This window comes from Luteimonas salinisoli, from assembly GCF_013425525.1.
Taxonomy (GTDB): Bacteria; Pseudomonadota; Gammaproteobacteria; order Xanthomonadales; family Xanthomonadaceae; genus Luteimonas; species Luteimonas salinisoli.
The window spans coordinates 1-3917 of the sequence record NZ_JACCKA010000053.1 but is presented as its reverse complement, the minus strand read 5'-3'; the positions used below and the strand labels follow the sequence as shown (position 1 = coordinate 3917).

Annotated in this window: 3 protein-coding genes; 2 read left to right on the top strand and 1 reads right to left on the bottom strand. The window is 60.5% G+C overall.

Going from position 1 to position 3917, the window contains the following annotated elements; translation table 11 throughout:
- Nucleotides 1-98 precede the first annotated feature (98 nt).
- Nucleotides 99-1082 (top strand): IS30 family transposase, encoded by a 984-nt coding sequence (locus H0E84_RS08175; protein ID WP_180678154.1) that lies wholly within the window; start codon nucleotides 99-101, stop codon nucleotides 1080-1082.
- Nucleotides 1083-1396: 314 nt separating this feature from the next.
- On the opposite strand, the gene H0E84_RS20815 is transcribed toward H0E84_RS08175, so the two are convergent.
- The gene (locus tag H0E84_RS20815; RefSeq protein ID WP_180678153.1) at nucleotides 1397-1873 is read right to left on the bottom strand and encodes a hypothetical protein; all 477 of its coding nucleotides are present in this window, start codon (nucleotides 1871-1873) and stop codon (nucleotides 1397-1399) included.
- 1227 nt (nucleotides 1874-3100) lie between these two features.
- On the opposite strand from H0E84_RS20815, the gene H0E84_RS08165 reads away from it, so the two are divergent.
- Entirely contained in the window at nucleotides 3101-3907 is an 807-nt protein-coding gene (locus H0E84_RS08165; RefSeq protein WP_180678149.1) for an IS5 family transposase, read from the top strand.
- The last annotated feature ends 10 nt before the right edge of the window (nucleotides 3908-3917 follow it).

Genomic DNA, 3917 nt, shown 5'->3' with positions numbered 1-3917 from the left:
CGCAGGTTAACAAAGTAAGTGCAACACCCACACCGCCCGAAGATGGAGAGGTGAGCTGGCAGACTGGAGGGGATCACTCCGGCAAGAGACGATCCCTCATGTACCACCAGCTCACCGAGCAAGAACGATACACCCTGTCCGTGCTCCACCGCGACGGGCAGTCACTGCGGACCATCGCCCGGATCCTGGACCGATCGCCCAGCACGATTAGCCGCGAGATCCAGCGCAACCGCTGCCATCGTACCGACGGTGCCTACCGGCCCAGCAAGGCCCAGCAGCGCACCAACGGCCGGCGACGGCGGACCCGGCAGGTCAGGCAGCACGACGCCGACATCTATGGACGCATCGAGGCCCTACTGCGCTATGCGCAGTGGAGTCCAGAGCAGATCGCCCGATGGTTGGCGCTCCACGGCGTCGTGCGGATCAGCCATATGACGATCTACCGGCATGTTCATCGCGACCGGCTCGCGGGAGGCCAGCTGCGCTCCTGCCTGCGCCAGGGCGGCAAGCGAAGACGCAAGCGCACCTTTGGCCCGGAACGCCGGGGAAAGCTCCATGGCAAGCCAATGATCGACAGTCGCCCCGCGGAAGTCGAAGGCCGGCAAGAGGTCGGCCACTGGGAAGGCGACACCGTGGTTGGCACGGCCAGCGAGCGCGTGTGCCTGTTGACGCTGGTCGAGCGCTGCACCGGCGTGGCCCTGGTGGTCAGATTGCCCCACCGGACGGTCAAAGCGGTCAACCGTGCAGCGTTGGATGCGATCCAGCGCAGCGGCCTGCCGTTCAAGACCATCACCTGGGACAACGGTACCGAGTTCCACGGCTACCGCGCGCTCGAACAAGCAACAGGCGTTCTCTGCTACTTCGCCTATCCACACCGCCCCTGGGAGCGCGGCAGCAACGAGAACTTCAACGGCCTGCTACGCCAGTACCTGCCCAAGGGGAGGAGCCTGGCAAGAACCACACAAGCCGACTGCAACCGAATTGCGCATAAACTCAACACGAGGCCGAGGAAACGACATGGCTACAAGACCCCGATCGAACGAATGCAGGAACTCTCAGGGGTGTTGCACTTGGGGTGTTAATTCACCCGGCTGCCCCGTGCCCAGCACGTGCCGCCCGCCAGCCAAGATACACGCAAAGCAGACCAAACAAAGCCGTAAGAATCATGGCGAAATGTACCTGGCGGCAGCGCAGATACTCTGCGAAGAGCGAAAACTTAGAGCCGCAGAAGCCTGAAGCCAGACTTGCGGCAGAGAAGATCCACAGAAAACAGTAGAGCGACGCCAGCGCGCTGAGAATTGAGCCTGCAATGAACCAAGGGCGCGATCTAGCTTTCATAGCCGCCTAACGCCTGAGTTAAGCCGAGCCGCGAAGCGGCTTCGGCTTGAATGAATTGTTAGCCGCCATCGCGCAGCACCGACAGCCCAGACTCTTTGTCAGTCGCGACGCCCGTCCGGGAGCACAAGCTGGCAGTAAGTACGCCATCTTGTCGCTTAGCGTAGACCACGTACTCTTCGCCGGCCACAAACTCGACGCCGCACATCGCTCCGTACAGCTCTGTCTGTAGAGTCTCTACAGACCCGGTGCCTTTGAAGTTCTCCGAGACCATGAACGTGGCAAGCTTGATGGGGAAGCTGTGCTCTTCGCCTGATGGTGAAGTACAGACGATCTCGACCCCTTGCCCGGGCTTTCGTATGAAGGGCTTAGTGTTGGGATGGTCACATCGCAGCTCAACAGTTGTAGCTGCTCCGAGAAATACGCGATCGCTCGCAGCTAGCGCTTCTTCCGGTGTTCCAAGCGGAGAGCAGCTACATGCCTCGGAGGCTCCGGGAGCAAGGGCCAAACATGCCAGAAGTAGGGTCAATCTCGCCATGGCGGCTAACGCCTGAATTAAGCCGAGCCGCGAAGCGGCTTCGGCTTGAATGAATTGTTAGGCGGCGGCCCCACTATGGGAACGTTACCGAAATTGACGATGTAGCCCCGAGACTCGTGGTGCAGGGGAAAATTCCGTCTAGAGGAATCCAATCTTGCCTTGCTAGACTGCAAGACTGACGAAACTCCGATATGTCCAGGGAACGCCCGGTGAAGCCTGCAAGTGCTGCCAGATCGCCGTCGAACTGGATTACCAGCGTCTTATCCTCCGGTCCGCCACCATCGAGGTCCGACGTGACGACCCGCCACTTGACTGGCCCACGCTCCATTTGTGTTCCAAGTATCACAGCTGGCATATATCCCTCCGATTTAGCCGCCTAACGCCTGAGTTAAGCCGCGCCGCGTAGTGAAGCAAAGCACATGGCAAGCTGTACCTGCCATGTGCTTTGTGTAACGAAGCGGCGTCGGCTTGAACGAACTGTTAGGCGACACGCTACGACGAAAATCGGGGTGCGACAAGCTCTTGGCTTGGGATGGGTCCGGAGCCCTTGGCACCCGGGCGCGTCGGCCGGGAATCTGTCCCCGGACTGGCCGAAGCCAGCGATGGACGGTCTGGTTGCCACGCCTGGTCCGAGGTACGGAAGGCGGCCGCGACGAATGGTTCCGGCGCGCTTGCGACGGACTGCCCGAAGCCAAGGAATGCTGGAAGCACATCGGCCGATCCGATTGCCACGACACTCAGTGACACGACATTGCAGTGTGCCGCCTAACACCTGAGTTAAGCCGACCCGCGAAGCGGGTTCGGCTTGAACGAATTGTTAGGCGGCGCACTCGCCCTACGCGGCTTGCCATAGCGCCTCCCAGGAACACCAACGTATTGATCCACGGATTGGCGGCCGTCAGTAGTCTCAACAGTGACAAGGAAGTGCGTGCCTTCAACTGGATCAGTACCAAACCTAGCCGTCATAACGGCAATTTCAGCGGAGTCTATGCCATGGCGGCGAGCTAGCTCCGGCAAGTGTTGATTGTAACGCTCGATAGCAAAGCGCAGATCTGATGAGACCGGGCTACCGGAGACAGTACCTCTGAGGAAGTCCACGGTTATGTGGCCCTCAGGCGAGGCAGCAGCCTCTCCGTGGATATCGACTCCGAGCATGCCGACCATGAAGCAAATCCCGCTCGCTAGAGCGTGTTATGAACTTTGATGCGCCAAGGCTATGGTATGCGGATGACGCCCCGCAAGCCGTATCCGACCAATGTATCCGACGAGGAATGGGCCTTCGCCGCGCCCTACCTGACCCTGATGACCGAACAGGCGCCGCAGCGTAAGTACGAGCTGCGCGCGATGTTCAATGCGCTGCGCTGGATGGCGCGGGCGGGCGCGCCCTGGCGCCTGCTTCCCAACGACTTCCCGCCTTGGGAGGCGGTCTACCAGCAGACCCAGCGCTGGCTGCAAGCCGGGTGCTTCGAAGCGATGGTCAGCGACCTGCGTTCGATCCTTCGCGTTGCACAGGGTAAGCAAGGTCAGCCCAGTGCCGCCATCTTCGACGGGCGTACGCTGCAATCGACCTGTGAAAGCGGGCCACGTGCGGGTTATGACGGGTACAAGCGAAAGAAGGGCAGCAAGGTGCACATGGCGGTCGATACGTTGGGCTATCTGCTGGCAGCCCAAGTTACGCCAGCGAACGAGCAGGAGCGTGCACAGGTACGTTCGTTGGCGCAGGACGTGCAGCATGTGACGGGCGAAACAGTGAAGTTGGCCTTCGTGGATCAGGGCTACACCGGAGAAGAGCCGGCTGAAGCAGCGAAAGAAGAAGGCATCGACCTACAGGTGGTCAAGTTGCCGGAAGCAAAGAAGGGTTTCGTGCTCCTGCCCCGGCGCTGGGTGGTCGAGCGCAGCTTCGGCTGGATCAACCGCTTCCGGCGACTGGCCCGCGACTACGAGCGATTGCCAGAAACCTTGGCCGGGCTGCACTTCGTTGTCTTCACTATCCTCATGCTCGGTAATGCTGCAGCGATCCTTCAAAGTTCATAACACGCTCTAG